Origin of the sequence: Arthrobacter sp. Leaf337, assembly GCF_001423745.1 — a bacterium.
In the GTDB taxonomy this organism is placed as follows: Bacteria; Actinomycetota; Actinomycetes; order Actinomycetales; family Micrococcaceae; genus Arthrobacter.
The window spans coordinates 155,201-171,782 of the sequence record NZ_LMPC01000012.1; the positions used below are offsets into that span (position 1 = coordinate 155,201).

Below are 16,582 nucleotides of genomic sequence, written 5' to 3' on the forward strand. Positions count from 1 at the left end.
TGTGACTGGACGGGAAAGGTGACTGGCGCTGCCCGGGGCCGTCATGCCAGCTGTCGGCTGCGGGCCCTGTGACTGGGCTCACCCGGCGCTTCATTCCATTCTGCCAGTAGGATTTGCCAAAAAAACTAGCATTGCACCACGGAAATCACGCCCTACACTGTGAAAATGCACAATTTTGGTACTCCCGGAGATTCCATCCGCTGGATCGAGCTGGTGGACCAGCTCGAAGGACGGCTGGACAAGCTCGCCCAGACCTTCACTGCACGGGTCCGGGAAATCCCGGAATACGGCGAAAGCCAGGTGACCGTCCCGGAGATCCGCGACACCGCACGGGAGACGTTCCGGCGCCTCACTCACGGGCTCCGCGGCGGGGAGGCGGACAACGGCCGGGACGGGCTGCTGGCCTTCGCTTCCGACCTGGGCTCCAAGCGCGCCAGGGCAGGGATTCCACCCGAGTCCCTGACCTCCGCGGTGCGGCTGGACTTCAGCATCCTGTGGGCGGAGCTGCTCGAGATCGCCGCCCCGGACGACGCCGGACTGCTGGCTTCCCGCGTGGACCTCGTGTGGCGGGTGGTGGACGAATTCGCTACCAGGACGCACATGAGCTACCTCACCGAACGGGTCCGGATGGCCCAGGAGGAGTCCAGCATCCAGCGCGAATTCATCGCCAGGCTGTTCAACCAAAGCACATTGTCCGCCGAAACGTCGGCCCAAGTGGGGTCCGCCCTTGGCATCAGCCCGGATGCGTGGTGCGGACTGGTGGCGGCGGGCGGCGAAGCAGGGGCCGGCCTCAGGGCGGCCTCGGCCCAGTTCGGCTCGGGACTGCAGCTCCGCCACCGGCTGTTCCTGCATGAATCCGGCGGAACCACCTACCTGTTCTGGCCACTGCCCGCACCCCGGGCAACACCGCGGGGCGCCCCCGTCCAAGTCCCCCAGCTGCCGCCCTCACTCGCGGGCATCCCGTGCGGATTCGTCCCCGAAGTGCACGGCCTGCGGGCCCTTCCCGCTGCAGCCCGCACGGCGGAAAGCCTTGCGGCACTGATCCGCCCGAACGACTCAGGCCCGCTCTCCGCGGATGCCGCATGGGCGCGGCTGGCGAACCAGAACCTCCAGGACGCAGGACTGGACCTCGCCGCCCAGGTGGAGGAGGCGTTGGAGGAATGCCGCGGCGGGGAACGCGAGCGGCTTATGGAAACCGTCCGGCATTTCCTGTCCACCGGGAACATCACGGTGACGGCCGAGCAGCTTTTTTGCCACCGGAACACCATCCTGAACCGGCTCAACCGCTTCGAGGAGCTCACGGGCATCGATCTCACCGTTCCGTCCCAGGCAGCCCGGCTGGTGGTGGCCTGGGCCTGACACCGGGCCTGAGCGGCCGCTGATGCCCGGAGCCGCGTCGGGCCGTCGCCGTTGTGTGTTTTCACATTCCTGGCGCTTCTTTGATGGTATTTCTGCCATTGAGGTGTGATCCGCTACACACAAGAGTTGTACCTACCTTGCATCGGACGCTCGTCCCCGCACCCCATCTGGAGATACTGATGGCTCAAATGGTAGAAACAACCACCGCCGCAACAGCCCGGCTCGACCTCGCCAAAATGCGCAAGATTGCCCTCGCCAGCGTTATCGGCACCACCGTGGAGTGGTACGACCTCTTCGTTTTCGGAACGGCGTCCGCCCTCGTTTTCAACAAGATCTTCTTCCCGAGCTTCGACCCCATCGTGGGCACCATGCTCGCGTTCGGCACCTTCGCTTCGGCCTACATCGCCCGCATGGTGGGCGCCATCATCTTCGGCCACTTCGGCGACCGGCTGGGCCGCAAATCCATGCTCCTCATCTCGCTGCTGACCATGGGCGCGGCCACCTTCGCCATCGGCCTGCTGCCGGACTACAACAGCATCGGCATCATGGCTCCCCTGCTGCTGCTCTTCCTCCGCGTCATCCAGGGCCTGGCCCTTGGCGGCGAATGGGGCGGCGCGGTGCTCATGACCGTGGAGCATGCACCGGCGGACCGCCGAGGCTTCTACGGTTCGCTGGTCCAGGTGGGCGTCCCCGCCGGAACACTCATCGCCAACGTGGCCTTCCTCATCGTCGCTTCGACCGTCAGCACCGAAGCCCTCCTCAGCTGGGGCTGGCGCATTCCCTTCCTGGCGTCCGCGCTGCTGGTGGCGGTGGGCATCTACATCCGCCTCAACATCGAAGAAACCCCCTCATTCCAGGCTGTCAAGGAGGCCGGAGCGAAAGCCAAGCTGCCCTTCGCGGCACTGATGGCCAAGTACTGGAAACAGGTCATCCTGGGCGGCGTTGCCACCCTGTCCACCGGCAGCACGTTCACGCTCCTCGTGGCCTCCGGCGTCTCGTACGGCAAGAAGGAACTGGGCCACTCGGAGGCCCTCATGCTGTGGGTGGTGCTGGCCGCCTGCGCCCTGTGCTTTGTCCTGATCCCGTTCTTCGGCCGGCTCTCCGACAAGCACGGCCGCAAGCCGATCATCTACGCCGGTGTAGCCGCCGAGGCAGCCCTGGCCTTCCCCATGTTCTGGCTGATGGACACCAAATCGGTGCCCCTGCTGTTCATTGCCTACCTGGCCATGATGACCGCTTTCGCCGCCAACTACGGGCCCATCGCCACGTTCCTCGCCGAGCTGTTCGGCTCCAAGGTCCGTTATTCAGGCCTCTCGGTCGCCTACATGCTTTCCGGCCTCCTTGGCAGCGCCGCGACCCCGTTCATCACCACGTGGCTGCTCGGCGTGACGCACCAGAGCTCCTCCATTGCCTGGTACATCATGGCTGCCGCGCTCGTATCCCTGGGCGCCCTGTTCGTCCTGACCGAAACCCGCCACGGCAACATCGACGCCGTGGACGAGGCACCGGCCGAGGGATCGCACCAGGCGGTGGCCGCCAAGTGACTGCCACACACCTTCTGTCACTTGCCGGACGCGACACGGCAGGTCTCTTGCCTGCAGCGCCGGCCGGGGGTGGCACCGTGCGCCGGATCGCCGAAATCCCCGGCGGGGCTGCCGCCGTGGGACCCTTCTCCCAGGCTGTCGTTGCCAACGGCTTCGTCTTCACCGCCGGCCAGATCCCCGCGGTCAGCGGCCTGGACGACCAGCCCGAATCGTTCGCGGACCAGGTGCGCCAGACCATCCGCAACCTCGAGTCCGTACTGATAGCCGCGGGCTCGGGCCTGGAACACGTGGTCAAGGTGAATACCTACCTGACCGATCCCGGGCAGCTTGAGGAGTACAACCGCGTGTACGTTGAATTCTTCGGCGCCGCTAAGCCTGCGCGGACATCCGTCTGCGTCAGCCTCTGGGGTGTGTCCCTGGAGATCGAGTGTGTCGCGGTGGTTGCCGGCGAAGCGTCAGCGGCGGAGGCGCCATGAGTGCCACCCGCGTTGAAGGAACCGCCGAGGACCTGGGCAGCGTGCTGGCGGACAGGCTCGCGGACGTCAGCTACCCCACGATCGGCCATTTCCTGGAGGACGGCTTCCTGGACCCTGCCATCCAGTCCCTGCTCGACGGCGTCAAGGTGGCCGGACGGGCAGTGACGGTGCGGATCGCGGGGAACGACGCCTTCGCCATGAACCGCGCCCTGCTGGCGCTGCACCCTGGCGCGGTGCTGGTGGTGGACATGTCCGGTGACCACCGCCATGCCCCGGTCGGCGCGGTCACGGCGGCGGCGGCCCTGTCGCGGGGCGCCGCGGGGGTGGTGGTCGACGGCGTGGCCACGGACCTCGCAGAGCTCCGGGCAACCGGCCTGCCGGTCTTTGCCCGCGGTACCTCGTGCCTGACCACGAAACGGATTCACCACGACGGGTCCGCCGTCAACATCCCCGTGATGTGCGGCGGCGTCGAGGTCCGTCCCGGGGACTGGGTGCTGGGGGACAACAACGGGGTCATCGTGCTATCCCCGGAGGCACTGGGCGCAATCCTTGACCGGGCCCTGGCCTCAGACGCCGCCGAACCCGCCCTCCTGGCAAGGATCGCGGCAGGGGAACCACTCGATTCAGTCCTCGCAGTGTGAACGTCCGGCGCGGGGTTCGGGCAGGGATGGGGTAGAACTTAAGCATGAACGTGCGCACTCCTGACCCGAATCCCGGCTGGCTGTCCGATGAGGACCTCTTCGAAGCCCGGGGTCGGCTTCCCATGGTTTACGTGGAAGCCGTACCCGTCCGCCTTGATCCCCTCGGGTTCGTGAACGAAGTTGGCACGCTGCTGCAGGCCGACGAAGACGGCACCATGGTCCGTTCCCTCGTGTCCGGCCGCGTCCTCTACCGCGAGACCATCCGCGCAGCCCTGCTCCGCCACATGGAGAAGGACCTCGGCCCGCTGGCGTTCCCGCAGCTGCCCATCAGCCCGGTGCCGTTCACCGTGGCCGAATACTTCCCGGCGCCATCCCACACGGGCTTCACGGACGACCGCCAGCATGCCGTTTCGCTGGCCTACATCATCCCGGTCACGGGCGAATGCGAACCCCGCCAGGACGCCCTCGAGCTCACGTGGATGACCCCTGAAGAGGTCCTGAGCCCTGACGTACAGCTGGAATTCAGCGGCGGCCGCGGCGCGCTCGTCCGGCAGGCGCTCGCGTTCGCGGGCGTCGGCAGCTAAGTTCCCCGGGCTTCAGCGGGGACGCTCGAAGGAACCCGGGCGTCCCCGATTTTCGGCAGGCTCCTTTGTAGACTGTAGGGCGGACCGCAAGAGAACTTAAGGACTCCCGATGACCCACCGCCCAGCCGCCCAGCACTACAGCGAGCTCCAGGCTGGCTCTCTGCAGACCGGCCACCTGCTGCTTCTCCCCGATGGCGAACGGTCCGCCGAAATCCAGAGCGTGCTCGTTGAGGAAGACGATTTCGGCACCCCGGCCGTGGTCCTGGCAACGCTCACCGGCGGCGGGATCCTGCGCATCGCGGCCGGGTCCACGGTCCTCGTGGCGGGCGCCGGCCCAGGCCAGGAAGCGGCCTCCGCCGGCGCTGCCGGACTCAGCGGCGGTCGCGAACAGACACCCGTTTCCGAAGAGTCCGACGACGCCGCCCGGCAGCTCGTTGAGCCGCCCACCGCAGGGGCAGACTCTGCCGGGGAGGACACCGCCCCGGCGGCTCCCGCCGTCGTCGTACCTCCGCAACCGGCCACGACCCCTGCCGCAGCCGCCATCGCAGCCGGACCAAGCGAGGAAGAGCTGGCCCTCATCCCGGCGCCTTCGGGAACGCCCGAGTCGGTGGTGGAGGCGGCCGCGGCCGCCCATCCGGACGCGCTGGGCGTGATGTTGCTGAGCGACCGCCTGGCCAAGGGCATCAACACCAAATCCGGAAGCTGCCTCAAGGACCTCAACGACCTCGCCCACGAACTTTTCGTCGTCCTCAGGGATACCGAGAGCGCCCTGGCCGTCGCGGACCTTCTCAACGTCCTGCCCTTCGATGGCAACCCGGGCCGGTGGACGTCGGTTGAGGCGGCGCTCTCCCTGTCCAGCTACATCTGCCGGCAGACCGGGCAGGAGGACCGTGCCGACGTGTACGAAAAACTCCTCAGGGCCCCCGAAGCGATGGAAACGGACCCGTTCAAAGCCCGGATGAACGCCAAGGTCCGCCAACGCTCGCTGAATGAACCCAACCTGTATGACAAGGAAATCTTCCGGGCCATCGACAACTCGAACCCGGACGCCGAACGCGAATGGCGGCTGCTGCGGCTTGAGGCCCTGATGTTCCTGCGGGCCCATGGCGGCTCGGAAACGATCGGGATCAAGGAGCTGGACCGCCGGATCGGCAACGAACTGGAGTCCGTGCGCGCCTGAGGGCTGTGCCCCACCCGTTAGGCCCTACCCCGGGGGCGCCGGGAGTTGTAGATTCACCCCATGACGAACAATCTGAGCGTTGTGATTAATTCCGATGCGCAGCAGGTTTGGACGATGCTGCGTGAACCGGCCAAGGTGGCCCAGTGGCACGGCTGGGAGGCCGACGACCTTGCCGCCGAAATCAACGAGATCTACTTCAAGGACACCGTCGTCGAAGGCCCGGACCACACCAGCCTGACCGTGGACGGCGGGGACGAGTTCAACCTGAAACCCGTTCCCACCGGCACCGAAGTCAGCGTGACACGGGCCGCCCTGGATCACAATTCGGAGTGGGCCGCCTGGGACGAGGACATCACCCAAAGCTGGCTGACGTTCCTCCAACAGCTCCGCTTCGCACTGGAACACCACCCGCACAGTAAACGCCGCACGGCATTCTTTTCCGTTCCGGGCGGGGACGGCTCGGCGATCGACAAGCTCGGCCTCGCGGATCTCCCCAAGCGGGGTGAACCGTACTCGCTGACGCTGCCGACCGGTGAGGAGATCTCCGGCAAGGTCTGGTACCGGACCAACCACCAGGTGGGGCTCACCGTGCACAGCTACGCTGAACACGGCGACGGCCTGCTGGTCGTGGCCGACCAGCCGCCCATTGCCGAAGTAAGGCCCGACGGCGGTTCCATGGTGATCGTGTCCACTTACGATCTGGGGGCCCACCGGCTGGAGGAAATCCGCACCAGCTGGGACAACTGGCGGGCTGAGAACTATCCCACATCGGACCCCGTGCACTGACCGCCGGCTAAGTTTCCGGGAGCCAAGCTGGCACACTTGAACCGTGCCAGCCAATACTGAACCCTCACTCTCGCCTCTCGAGCCGGGTGCCCCAGCCCTGCAGTCCGAGTTTTCCTTTACCGTGGGCAAGCGGCTGAGCGAAACGTGTTCGCCGACGCCGGAACAGATGGCCGCCAACGGCGGTGGGTTCCTGGGCCGGACCGGCACCATCAGCACGCCGCACGGCGAGATCCAGACGCCGGCGTTCATCGCCGTGGGCACCAAGGCCACGGTGAAGTCCGTGTTGCCCGAGTCCATTGCCGAACTGGGTGCGCAGGCCGTGCTGGCCAACGCCTACCACCTGTACCTCCAGCCAGGGGCGGACATCCTGGACGAAGCCGGCGGCCTGGGCGCCTTCATGAACTGGTCCGGGCCCACGTTCACGGACTCCGGCGGGTTCCAGGTGATGAGCCTGGGCTCCGGCTTCAAGAAGGTCATCGACATGAAATCGGTGGACACTTCCGGCCCTGACGACGCCGTCGCTCCGGGCAAGGAACGCCTGGCCCACGTGGATGAGGAAGGGGTGTGGTTCAAGAGCCACCTCAACGGCGACCGGCACCGCTTCAGCCCCGAGATCTCCATGAACGTCCAGCACCAGATCGGTGCGGACATCATGTTCGCCTTCGACGAGCTGACCACGCTGCAGAACTCCCGCGGCTACCAGGAGGAGTCGCTGGAACGCACCCGCCGCTGGGCCGAACGCTGCATCACAGAGCACTTCCGGCTGACGTCCGAGCGGGCGGGCAAGCCATACCAGGCGCTGTTCGGCGTGATCCAGGGCGCCCAGTACGAGGACCTGCGCCGCAAGGCCTGCCGGGACCTCGGCGCCATGAACTTCGACGGCTTCGGAATCGGCGGGGCGCTGGAGAAGGAGAACCTGGGCACGATCGTGCGCTGGTGCAACGAGGAACTGCCGGAGAACAAACCTCGGCACCTGCTGGGCATCTCCGAGCCGGACGACATCTTCACCGCCATCGAGAACGGCGCGGACACCTTCGACTGCGTCTCCCCCACCCGGGTGGCCCGCAATTCGGCGTTCTACCATCCCGAGGGACGGTTCAACCTCTCCGGGGCCAAGTACAAGCGCGACTTCGGCCCGCTGCAGGAAGGCTGCGACTGCTACGCCTGCCTTAACTATTCGCGGGCCTACATCCACCACCTGTTCAAGGCCAAGGAGATGGTCTCGGCCACGTTGATCTCCATCCACAACGAACGCTTCGTGGTGAAAATGGTGGACGACGCCCGGCGCGCCATCGAGGCCGGCAACTTCTTCGACTTCAAGACGGAGACCCTGCGGCGCTACTACTCGTAGGGTTGGGCGGGCGCGCCGTCGTCGAATTCGCCGGAAACGTGCGAAGTCGCCGGAAGGCTACGGCGATCTCGCAGCGTTCCGGCGACCCGGCGCTTTCCACATAACGACGGCGGGGCCTCCCGGAAGATCCCGCAGCACCGGATGCTAATCCCATGCCTTCTCACATCACCCCCGCGCTCCCGGCGACGGGCAACCTCTGGCGCACGGACCAGCTCGTCGACCTCGGCTTTGGCTCGCGGTCCATCAAGTCCCTGTTGGACTCGGGTTCCCTCGTCCGGCTGCGCTACGGCTGCTATCTCCGCGCCAGCATTTGGAATTCCCAGTCCCCTCGGGTTCGGAGCCGGCAGTTGATTTACGCGCATGCGCACGGAACACGCACGACGTCGGCAGGCGCCTTTGTCTACAGCCACACCTCCGCCGCACGCCTGCACCGCCTCTACCTCTGGAACGTGGATGACGTAGTCCATCTTCTGCAGCGCGTGCGCCCGTCGAGTGAGCGCCACGGCAAGGATGTGCGGTGCCACACGCGCCCCTTTTCCGACCACGAGGTGACATTGGTGGGCGGCCTGCGGAGCACTTCGCTGGAGAGGACGGCTGCGGATTGCGCCATGATGCTGAACTATCGGCAGGCACTCATCGTGATGGACCACGCGCTGCGCCTTGGTGCGGACCGGTCATTGCTGCAGGAGATGGCGGATTCGTTGGACGGGCGCCGAGGTATCCGGACTTTCCGTCGAGTACTGGCCATCGCCGACCCCCGCTCTGAATCCCCCGGCGAGACGCTGACCCGGGAGCTGATCCTCCGACTGAACATCAGGCCGCCCGAGCCCCAGGTTGAGGTCACGAGCCGGGCCGGGAGGCACCGCCTGGACTTTGCTTGGAAGAAGGAGAAGGTCGCCCTCGAGTTCGATGGCAGGCTCAAGTACTTCGACTTCCAACCCACCGATGAGGTGCTCTTCCAGGAACGCCTCCGCGAAAAGGCATTGACGGAGGAGGGATGGCTTTTCGTCCGGATCGAGTGGAAGGACCTCTTCCGCGAGCAGGAATTCAAGAACCGTGCGCTCCGGGCGCTGGCCGGCCGCCCACGGGTGCCCTGAACCGAGGACTCTTGTTCCGAGTTCGCCGGAACGGTGCGAACTCGCCGCAAACTTCCGGCGAACTCGCACGTTTCCGGCGACTTCGGCGGGCAGGGAGGGAGCCGGGAGGCCTACGCCCCGTAACTGGGTTCGCGCTTCTTGATCCAGCCGATGGCCAACGCCGTCACGGGCACAAAGAGGAACTCCACCAGGGTCTTGTAAAGGAAGCCCACCAGCACGTAGTTCACGAACATGCCCAGGTCCGTGATGCCGATGACCGACGCCGCGATGCTGCAGAAGATCAGCGTGTCCACGAACTCACCGGCCACCGACGAGCTCATGATCCGCGCCCAGAGCGACTTTTCGCCGGTGCGGGCCTTCATCTTCACCAGAATCCAGGAGTTGATGGTCTGCCCGGCCAGGAATGCCAGCAGCGACGCGAGCACTATCTGCGGAACCGGCCCCAGCGCCCCTTCGAGCGCGGCCTGCTTGGAGGCTCCGAACTCGTCGTCGAAGCCGGGCAGCGCGATGATCACCCAGTAGCAGAGGGAGGCGAACACGGACAGGCCAAACGTGGTGATGATGGCCTTCCGCGCCACCTTGAACCCGTAGACCTCGCTGATGACATCGCCCAGGATGTAGGCCAGCGGGAACAGGAAGAAGCCGCCGTCCGTGATGATCGGACCGATCGCCACGCCCTTTGATGCCCCGATGTTGGACAGGATCAGCACCACCGCCATGACGGCCATCAGGATGCCGAAATAGGGGGAACCGATCGAAGCGAATTTCGGCGCCGCGGAGGCCGGGAAAGTCTTGGCGGAAGTCATGGGTGGTCCATTCGGAGTGGTTCGCTCGGCTGCACGTCAAGCCGCGGTGATGAACCGCAGCGGCGGCCGGCTGTATTAGCACTGGGAGGGCTCCCGCGAAGTGCTTCCGCCGGAACCGTCTACCATTCTCGCACCATTGCGCCCCGGCGGGCGGAACAACGACGGCGGACAGCCTGGCCACGCCCGAAGTACGCGTTCATATTGGTCATCCGCACAATGCGGGCTGTTCGGGGGCGGTGGCAGTATGGGTGGATGACTTCTGTTGCTGTTGACACGTATCCCGCCGTCGCCCTGACCATTGCCGGTTCCGAGGCGACGGGCGGTGCCGGTGCACAGGCTGACCTCAAGACCTTCCAGGAACTGGGTGTCTTTGGCATCGCCAACCTGACCTGCATCGTTTCCTTCAACCCGAACGACAACTGGAACCACCGTTTTGTCCCGGTGGACCAGCAGGTTATCGCGGACCAGCTGGAGGCGACGACGGCGGCGTACGGCGCCGCGTCCGGCGCACCGTCCGTGCTGGACACCGTAAAGATCGGCATGCTGGGCAGCCCTGCCACGATTTCGACCGTGGCGTCCGCGCTGGCTGCCGGCGGGTTTGCCAACGTGGTGCTGGACCCGGTGCTGATCTGCAAGGGCCAGGAACCGGGCCACGCGCTGGACACGGACGAGGCACTGAAGGCACAGATCCTGCCGCTGGCCACCTTTGTCACGCCCAACCATTTCGAAGCCGAGTCGCTGTCCGGCCTGGACATCACCGACGTCGAATCCCTCACAGCGGCAGCCATCCGCATCCATGAGCTGAGCGGAGCCGCGGTGCTGGCCAAGGGCGGCGTGCGCCTGGCCGGGCCCGACGCCGTCGACGTCTACTACGACGGCGACACCCTGGAAATCCTCTCCGCGCCCAAGGTGGGCGAAGTGGCCGTGTCCGGTGCCGGGTGTTCCCTCGCTGCCGCGGTGACGGCCGAACTGGCCAAGGGTGCGACCCCGCTCGAGGCTGCCCGCACGGCGAAGGCTTTTGTGACGGCCGGGATCCGCAACCGCGTGGCCTCGGGCGCCCCGTTCGATGCCCTCTGGCAGGGCGGCCCGCGCTAACCCCGTCCCGCGCTCACGACGCTCTCTCACTTTTCGCGCGAAAACACCTTCACGCTCTCTCACTTTCCTCAAGAAAGTGAGAGAGCGTTCCGTTCCGAGCGGCATGATCTGAGAGAGCGTCCGATCAGGAGCGGGGGTCGGCTACTATTCCCATGAAGAGCGGCAGCCCGGTTTCCACGTGCACGATCTGATAGTGGAACGGCCGGTCGAAGGTGATGGTCCGTTCCGGCTGCGGCGGCGCGCTGGTGACAGCGCCGTTAATCTGGGTGACAGCCGCGGCGACCGTGCCCTTTTCCGCGACCGTGATGTTGGCGGCCTGGGCAGCCTGCGTGATCATCATCTTGGGCTGGATATTGTTGAAGTCCTCTGTGGTGTTGAGGGTTTTCCGAAGCCCCAGGGCTTCGAAGACTTTCCTCAGGTCGAAGCTGCACTTGTGGTCCCAGCGCGGCAACTGGATCTGCACGGTCTCCAGCGGTGCGCTGTCCAACGTGTCCGCGATGTCGGTGATTACTGCCGCACGGAATGCGGCGTCCGCGCCGGCCTCCGGAAGAGCCAACCGCATGACAAAACCGTCAGCATAAGGGAGGTCCACGCCCTGCCACCCGGTCCCTTCCGCGTACTTTATCTCCAGCTCGTTGTGCATTGCGGCGGCTTCGATTTCCTCACCGGCGGCCGTGGTGAAGGGCAGGTCCGACGTACCATTCGGGTCGAACGGCGCCCTCCAGGCGGACGCGAAGTACAGGGAATTGAGCAGGCTGAAGTTATTGTCCGGGTCATATTTCGCCGGGGCCTTCTTGATCCGGCCGCCGGTGTTCCTGTTGACCCAGGCATCGATGGCGGGCTTCGTTGCACCCTCATTCTTGAAGTCGACGGGGTACACCCCGGTTCCGTAGTGCCGGGCCAGTGTGTCCAGGAAGGGCTTGCCCGTGGGGACGCCCTTGTCCACAAAGAGGCCGTTGGCGGCGTGCATCACGGGCTTCCGCGGCGGGTTGTCTTCATCCACCGTGCCCGGGTCGGCGTCGAACTTCTCCAGTGAGGTGAGCAGCGCGTTCATGGCCTCGTCGCGGTTCTCCGTGGGGAGTTTCAGGACAGCGTCCATCTCCGCGGCCGCCTCGCCCGAAGCACCGGCGCGGAGCATGGCCAAAGCAACCAGCAGGCTCCCGGGCGAGGACACCACGTTCCCTTGCGAGCCGTCGCCGCCGTCGGCGAGCAGGGCCTCGCCGAGCCTGAAAGCTGAAGTCCGGAAGGAGCGCAGCTCAGCGGCGTACGCCGCGCCGTCCACTGAAACCCGCTGCACGCCGTCGGCCTTCAGGATCTCCGGAGACGACGCCGAACATGCCGTGAGCGCCACCAGGGCACCTGCCGTCGCGAGCCGGGCCACGCGGAAAGTCTTCATGTTTCCCCCTTGGAAATGCCGTGCCGGCACTGGGCGGGAATCCGCCTGTCCCCTTCAGTCAACCAGCCTGCCCGCTGCAGAACGATGCCCATAGGGTCACGGTTTGCCGTCGTTTTGGTCTCGTCTCCGGACGCTCTCCCCCGTCCTGCAACATTTCGGGCAACGCTCTCCCACATCCAAGCGGGCGTATCCTCGTGACTTGTCGGAGGAGCACCAATTGGCCCAGCATTTCAACACCATTGACGAGTACATCGCGTCCTTCCCTACCGAGGTGCAGGGCATCCTCCGGGAAGTGCGGCGCAGGTGCCACACGGCAGTGCCGGATTCCGGCGAGATGATCAGCTACGGCATTCCCACCATCACTCTGGACGGCAAGTACGTGGTGTATTTCGCGGGGTGGGCACACCACCTTTCGGTGTATCCCGTGCCGGCCGGGGACGCGGGCTTCCAAGCCGAAATCGCCCCGTACCGGTCAGCCAAGGGGACGCTGAAATTTCCGCTCGGCAAGCCGGTGCCGTACGAGCTCATCGGAAAAACAGCGGCGCTGCTTGCCGCGGAGCGCCGCGGGCAGTAGCGGCCGGCTGTCGCCGCCGTCGGAAGCGTAAGACGCACGGAGGCGTACGACGGCGGGCGGCAGCCCCGCCGTCCTTCCGTCGTTCCGTCCCGGAAGCTACCGCCCCGGGCCTACCGCCGCGGGATGTTGCGCAGGTTGCTCCGCGCCATGCTCACAGCCTCGCCGGCGCCGCGGTTCAGGACCACCTTGGACATGGCGGTAGCGAAGCCAAGAACCTGCGAGCCCGTGATTTTAGGCGGGATGGACAGCGCCTTCGGATCCGTGATGAGCTCCACCAGCGACGGCCCCGGGTGGGCGAAAGCCTCCCGGTAAGCGTCCTCGATCCGGGCAGGATCCGTGACGCGGACCGCGTGGAAGCCGAGCGCGCGGGCAACGGCCGCGTAATCGGCGTCGGGCACGTCCACGCCGAAATCAGGCAGCCCGTCCACCAGCATCTCCAGCTTGACCATGCCCAGCGTCGAGTTGTTGAAAACCACCACGTTCACCGGAAGCCGGTGCGCCGCAACGGTGATGAGTTCGCCCAGCAGCATGGACAGCCCGCCGTCGCCCGACACGGAAATGACCTGGCGGCCGGGATAGGCCAGCTGGGCGCCGATTGCGTGCGGCAGGGCGTTGGCCATGGAGCCGTGCAGATAGGAGCCTATGAGCCGGCGGGTACCCAGCGGATTGATGTAGCGCGCAGTCCAGACGTTGCACATGCCGGTATCCGCGGTGAAAACGGCATCCTCCGCCGCCACCTGGTCCAGCAAGGAGGCGGCGTACTCGGGGTGGATGGGCTGCTTCTTTTCCACCTTGCGTGTGTAGGCGCCCACAGCCTTGTTCATGAGCCGATCGTGCTTCTTGAGCATCTGGTCAAGGAAGCGGCGGCTCTTCTTCGGTGTGATCAGCGGCTTCAAGGCTGCGAGGGTGGGCAGCACGTCGCCATGGACGGCGATGTCGACGTCGGTCCGCCTCCCCAGCTTGTGCGCGGCGCGGTCCACCTGGGCCGTGCGGGTGCCGGGGAGGAACTGATCGTACGGAAAATCCGTGCCGAGCAGGATCAGCAGGTCGGCGTCCTCGATGCCCTCGGCCGCGGCGCCGTAGCCGAGCAGCCCGGTCATGCCGATGTCGTACGGGTTGTCGTACTGCATGAAGTCCTTGCCCCGCAGCGAGTGGCCGATCGGGGCGCCGATCACTTCGGCGAGTGCCACCACCTCGTCGTGGGCACCCTGCGTTCCCGCACCGGCGAAAATGGCCACTTTGTTCGCAGCGTTGATGGCGTCAGCCAGCTCCCGGACACTCGCAGCGTCCGGAGTCAGCGTGGCGCGCCGGAACGTTGCGGGCAACGGTGTTTCGCCGGTGGCCTCCAGGCCGGCGATGTCGCCGGGAAGGGTAACGACGGCGACTCCCCCGAGCCCGACGGCATGCTGGATGGCGCTGTGCATGACCCGCGGCGCCTGTTCCGCCGTGCTGATCAGCTCCGAATACACCGAGCACTCGTTGAAGAGCCGGTCGGGATGGGTTTCCTGGAAGAATCCGCTGCCGATCTGCTTGCTCGGAATGTGCGAGGCTATCGCCAGGACGGGCGCACCCGAGCGGTTGGCGTCGTACAGGCCATTGATCAGGTGCAGGTTGCCGGGGCCGCAGGATCCCGCGCAGACTGCAAGTTTGCCGGTCAACTGGGCTTCGGCCGCGGCGGCGAAGGCGGCTGCCTCTTCGTGACGGACGTGGATCCAGTCGATGCCGCCCTGCTGTGAGCCGCCGGTTTTCCGGACCTCATCGACAATCGGGTTGAGGCTGTCGCCCACGATCCCGTAAATTCGCTGCACTCCGGCAGCCTGGAGTTGTTCAACGAGCTGGGTGGCGAGTTCCTTGGCCATGAGTGCACACTCCCGCGATCGGGTTTGATGAGCTGACAGGGCCAATATAGTCCGCCCGCCTTGGGGCCGTGCCCAGGTTTGGGGCGAGAACGACGACGGCGGCCCGCCGCCCTGGGGACCGGAAGGTCACCGCTGAGCCAGCCAGCCGCCGTCGTGCTCTTACCGCCGTCTTGCTACCGCCGCCGTACTACCGGGATCAGACGTTCAGGAGGTCCTTGTCCTTGTCGTCGTCCTTGCGGGTCTGCGACCAGGCGTGGCCCTGTTCGTGATCGAGATGGGTGGACTTCTTGTTCTTCAGCGCGAAGATGTAGACCACCAGCGAGATGGCAATGGCCACCGTGACGTAGGTGAAGAACAGGTCCACCCGCTCGGCTTTCTGGAACGCGGCGCCGATCAGCGGGACGGTGCCGCCGAAGAGCGAGTTGGCGATCGCGTAGCCCAGCCCGACGCCGAGTGCGCGGATGGAAGCGGGGAACAGCTCCGCCTTCACCAGGGCGTTGATGGAGGTGTAGCCGCCAACGATGAGCAGGCCGCCCATCATGAGCAGGAACGCCGTGAACGGGTCCTTGGTGTTGGACAGCGTGGAGAGCAGCGGCCAGGTGAAGAGGACACCGGTGATGCCGAACCAGAGCAGCAGCGGCTTGCGGCCCACCTTGTCCGAGATGATGCCGTAGACCGGCTGCAGCAGCATGAAGATGAACAATGCCCAGAAGTTGATCACCGAGGTGTCGGTCTTGGCAATGCCTGACGTATCGTTCATGAACTTCAGGATGAAGTTGGTGTACGTGTAGAACGCCACTGTGCCGCCGAGCGTGACGCCGATGCAGATCAGCAGCGGCTTCCAGTACTGCGTGAAGAGCAGCTTCATGGTGCCCGGCTGTGCCACGCCCGCAACAGCCGGGATCTTGGCAGCTTCGACCTGCTCCGCCGATACGGTTTCCTCCATCGAGCGCCGCAGCCACAGGACCACCAGCGCGGCCACGCCGCCGATGGCAAAGGGAATGCGCCAGCCCCACTCGGTCAGGTCGCCCTTGGGCATGACGTTCTGCAGGATGACCAGGACCAGCAGGGCCATCATCTGGCCGCCGATCAGGGTGACGTACTGGAAGCTGGAGAAGAAGCCGCGGCGCTTGGACGTGGCGGCCTCGGACATGTAGGTGGCGCTGGTGCCGTATTCGCCGCCCACGGAGAATCCCTGGATCAGGCGGATGAGGATCAGCAGCACGAGTGCCCAGACGCCGACCTGCTGCGTTGTGGGCAGGAGCGCGATCGCGAAGGAGCCCGCGGACATCAGCGTGACGCTGAGCGTCAGCGCGGCCTTGCGGCCCTTGCGGTCGGCGTAACGGCCGAAGAACCAGGCGCCAATGGGGCGCATCAGGAACGACGTCGAGAACACCGCCATCGCTTCCAGGCCGGCCTGCAGCTCGTCCTTGGAGTTGAAGAAGTGGGACTGGAAATAGGCGGCAAAGACTGTGTAGACGTAGAGGTCGTACCACTCCACCAGGTTGCCGGCCGAGCCTTTGAGGATGTTGCTCACGGCACGGCGGGTCTGGGCTGACTCACTCTGGATTTCGGCTTGCTGGGTGCTCATCGCTGAACCTCGCTTGACTGTGCTCCCGGGAACCGTTCCGGGCATATTCCTGTGCTGTCCATGGCAACATTGCTCATGGTTCCTCCTCGACATTGACGGTCCTCCGAAAGCCGAGGACCCATCCACGCTATGGGTGATCCACCCCACTACCTATGCGAAACGGGAATTCCTAACACTTCCTTAGGTTTCGCCGGGACAAGGGATAATCTCCACAGCGGGCAGATCGAAGATGCCCCGTCAACG

15 protein-coding genes are annotated in these 16,582 nt (G+C 65.6%); 11 read left to right on the forward strand and 4 right to left on the reverse strand.

All coding sequences use genetic code 11. The annotated features are described in order from the left end of the window. Positions 1-165 precede the first annotated feature (165 nt). The 9 genes from ASF98_RS09840 to ASF98_RS09880 all read left to right on the forward strand — a co-directional run bounded on the left by ASF98_RS09840 (position 166) and on the right by ASF98_RS09880 (position 9,018). Complete coding sequence (locus ASF98_RS09840; RefSeq protein WP_055800907.1) at positions 166-1,359, forward strand: PucR family transcriptional regulator; 1,194 nt, start codon at positions 166-168, stop codon at positions 1,357-1,359. A gap of 188 nt (positions 1,360-1,547) precedes the next feature. Further along, the gene (locus tag ASF98_RS09845) at positions 1,548-2,903 is read left to right on the forward strand and encodes an MFS transporter (protein ID WP_235505762.1); all 1,356 of its coding nucleotides are present in this window, start codon (positions 1,548-1,550) and stop codon (positions 2,901-2,903) included. Beyond that, complete coding sequence (locus tag ASF98_RS09850) at positions 2,900-3,379, forward strand: RidA family protein (protein WP_235505763.1); 480 nt, start codon at positions 2,900-2,902, stop codon at positions 3,377-3,379. The genes ASF98_RS09845 and ASF98_RS09850 overlap by 4 nt, the downstream gene beginning before the upstream one ends. Next, the gene (locus ASF98_RS09855; protein WP_055800913.1) at positions 3,376-4,020 is read left to right on the forward strand and encodes an RraA family protein; all 645 of its coding nucleotides are present in this window, start codon (positions 3,376-3,378) and stop codon (positions 4,018-4,020) included. Before ASF98_RS09850 ends, ASF98_RS09855 begins: the two co-directional genes overlap by 4 nt. A 44-nt stretch (positions 4,021-4,064) precedes the next feature. Beyond that, on the forward strand, positions 4,065-4,604 hold the full coding sequence (locus ASF98_RS09860) for an NUDIX hydrolase family protein (protein ID WP_028271117.1): 540 nt from the start codon (positions 4,065-4,067) through the stop codon (positions 4,602-4,604). A gap of 109 nt (positions 4,605-4,713) precedes the next feature. After that, complete coding sequence (locus ASF98_RS09865; RefSeq protein ID WP_055800916.1) at positions 4,714-5,784, forward strand: DUF6707 family protein; 1,071 nt, start codon at positions 4,714-4,716, stop codon at positions 5,782-5,784. A 60-nt stretch (positions 5,785-5,844) separates the two neighbouring features. Next, positions 5,845-6,570 carry a hypothetical protein gene (locus tag ASF98_RS09870; RefSeq protein WP_055800919.1) on the forward strand — a complete coding sequence of 242 codons (726 nt, stop codon included), beginning with the start codon at positions 5,845-5,847 and terminating at the stop codon, positions 6,568-6,570. A 43-nt stretch (positions 6,571-6,613) separates the two neighbouring features. Next, positions 6,614-7,921: a tRNA guanosine(34) transglycosylase Tgt gene (gene tgt / locus ASF98_RS09875; protein ID WP_055800921.1), complete on the forward strand. Its 1,308-nt coding sequence runs from the start codon at positions 6,614-6,616 to the stop codon at positions 7,919-7,921. Positions 7,922-8,073: 152 nt separating this feature from the next. Beyond that, positions 8,074-9,018, forward strand: a complete 945-nt coding sequence (locus ASF98_RS09880; RefSeq protein WP_055800924.1) for a type IV toxin-antitoxin system AbiEi family antitoxin domain-containing protein — start codon at positions 8,074-8,076, stop codon at positions 9,016-9,018. Positions 9,019-9,128: 110 nt separating this feature from the next. Here ASF98_RS09880 and ASF98_RS09885 read toward each other — a convergent pair whose 3' ends face one another. Continuing rightward, a complete protein-coding gene (locus ASF98_RS09885) occupies positions 9,129-9,824 on the reverse strand; it encodes a queuosine precursor transporter (RefSeq protein ID WP_055800925.1) in 696 nt (231 codons plus the stop codon). Positions 9,825-10,076: 252 nt separating this feature from the next. Between ASF98_RS09885 and ASF98_RS09890 the strand changes: the two genes are divergently transcribed. Next, positions 10,077-10,919 (forward strand): hydroxymethylpyrimidine/phosphomethylpyrimidine kinase, encoded by an 843-nt coding sequence (locus ASF98_RS09890; protein ID WP_055800928.1) that lies wholly within the window; start codon positions 10,077-10,079, stop codon positions 10,917-10,919. 124 nt (positions 10,920-11,043) lie between these two features. Here ASF98_RS09890 and ASF98_RS09895 read toward each other — a convergent pair whose 3' ends face one another. Further along, positions 11,044-12,315, reverse strand: coding sequence for a serpin family protein (locus ASF98_RS09895; RefSeq protein WP_055800931.1), 1,272 nt, complete (start codon positions 12,313-12,315; stop codon positions 11,044-11,046). 217 nt (positions 12,316-12,532) lie between these two features. Between ASF98_RS09895 and ASF98_RS09900 the strand changes: the two genes are divergently transcribed. Further along, positions 12,533-12,889, forward strand: a complete 357-nt coding sequence (locus ASF98_RS09900) for an iron chaperone (RefSeq protein WP_055800934.1) — start codon at positions 12,533-12,535, stop codon at positions 12,887-12,889. 110 nt (positions 12,890-12,999) lie between these two features. On the opposite strand, the gene ASF98_RS09905 is transcribed toward ASF98_RS09900, so the two are convergent. Then, a complete protein-coding gene (locus tag ASF98_RS09905) occupies positions 13,000-14,748 on the reverse strand; it encodes a pyruvate dehydrogenase (RefSeq protein ID WP_055800936.1) in 1,749 nt (582 codons plus the stop codon). A gap of 196 nt (positions 14,749-14,944) precedes the next feature. Continuing rightward, complete coding sequence (locus tag ASF98_RS09910) at positions 14,945-16,339, reverse strand: MFS transporter (RefSeq protein ID WP_055802386.1); 1,395 nt, start codon at positions 16,337-16,339, stop codon at positions 14,945-14,947. Positions 16,340-16,582 lie beyond the last annotated feature (243 nt).

Coding starts and splice junctions, on each gene's coding strand:
- ASF98_RS09840 (WP_055800907.1), top strand. CDS start 166: ATGCACAATTTTGGTACTCCCGGAGATTCCATCCGCTGGATCGAGCTG.
- ASF98_RS09845 (WP_235505762.1), top strand. CDS start 1,548: ATGGTAGAAACAACCACCGCCGCAACAGCCCGGCTCGACCTCGCCAAA.
- ASF98_RS09855 (WP_055800913.1), top strand. CDS start 3,376: ATGAGTGCCACCCGCGTTGAAGGAACCGCCGAGGACCTGGGCAGCGTG.
- ASF98_RS09860 (WP_028271117.1), top strand. CDS start 4,065: ATGAACGTGCGCACTCCTGACCCGAATCCCGGCTGGCTGTCCGATGAG.
- ASF98_RS09865 (WP_055800916.1), top strand. CDS start 4,714: ATGACCCACCGCCCAGCCGCCCAGCACTACAGCGAGCTCCAGGCTGGC.
- ASF98_RS09870 (WP_055800919.1), top strand. CDS start 5,845: ATGACGAACAATCTGAGCGTTGTGATTAATTCCGATGCGCAGCAGGTT.
- ASF98_RS09880 (WP_055800924.1), top strand. CDS start 8,074: ATGCCTTCTCACATCACCCCCGCGCTCCCGGCGACGGGCAACCTCTGG.
- ASF98_RS09885 (WP_055800925.1), bottom strand. CDS start 9,824: ATGACTTCCGCCAAGACTTTCCCGGCCTCCGCGGCGCCGAAATTCGCT.
- ASF98_RS09890 (WP_055800928.1), top strand. CDS start 10,077: ATGACTTCTGTTGCTGTTGACACGTATCCCGCCGTCGCCCTGACCATT.
- ASF98_RS09895 (WP_055800931.1), bottom strand. CDS start 12,315: ATGAAGACTTTCCGCGTGGCCCGGCTCGCGACGGCAGGTGCCCTGGTG.
- ASF98_RS09905 (WP_055800936.1), bottom strand. CDS start 14,748: ATGGCCAAGGAACTCGCCACCCAGCTCGTTGAACAACTCCAGGCTGCC.
- ASF98_RS09910 (WP_055802386.1), bottom strand. CDS start 16,339: ATGAGCACCCAGCAAGCCGAAATCCAGAGTGAGTCAGCCCAGACCCGC.